This is a genomic window from Neisseria sp. P0022.S009 (genome assembly GCF_051956675.1).
Lineage (GTDB): Bacteria > Pseudomonadota > Gammaproteobacteria > Burkholderiales > Neisseriaceae > Neisseria.
On the sequence record NZ_JBQCXE010000087.1, the window covers coordinates 1 to 430 of the forward strand.

Genomic DNA, 430 nt, shown 5'->3' on the forward strand with positions numbered 1-430 from the left:
CATGCGTATTCATCCAATAGACGAAGGCATTGCGTTGCGCCAGCAAGTCCAAATCCAAAACCGACAAATGCAGACCTGCATTCTCGAACATTTCAATGCGCGGCTCAACATCATCTTTTTTGGCGGCAACCGCTAAAATATGCTGGCCAGAACCGACTTCTTCGGCTTGAAAGTCGTAGTTCATTTCTTCAATCGGCGCAAATTGGCCGACTTCTGCCTCGACAAACTCTTCCAAGTCCAAATCGGTATCACGCGGGTTGTAAATAATTTGCTCGACTGTCGCCAAGTTTTGTGGCACAGCCGCAACAATATTTTTGCAAGAACTGCGTAATTATGCGTAAGTATGCTGGATGTAGGTAGCAAGCTGATCGTCGTCTTGAATTTTATTGCCCTTGACAATATTTTTAGGCAATTCGGTAGTAGCATATTT

The 430-nt window shown here is 44.7% G+C and carries 1 pseudogene; it reads right to left on the minus strand.

Going from position 1 to position 430, the window contains the following annotated elements:
- A pseudogene (gene pilM / locus ACTHUG_RS11565) lies at positions 1-430 on the minus strand (type IV pilus biogenesis protein PilM); the annotation flags it as partial.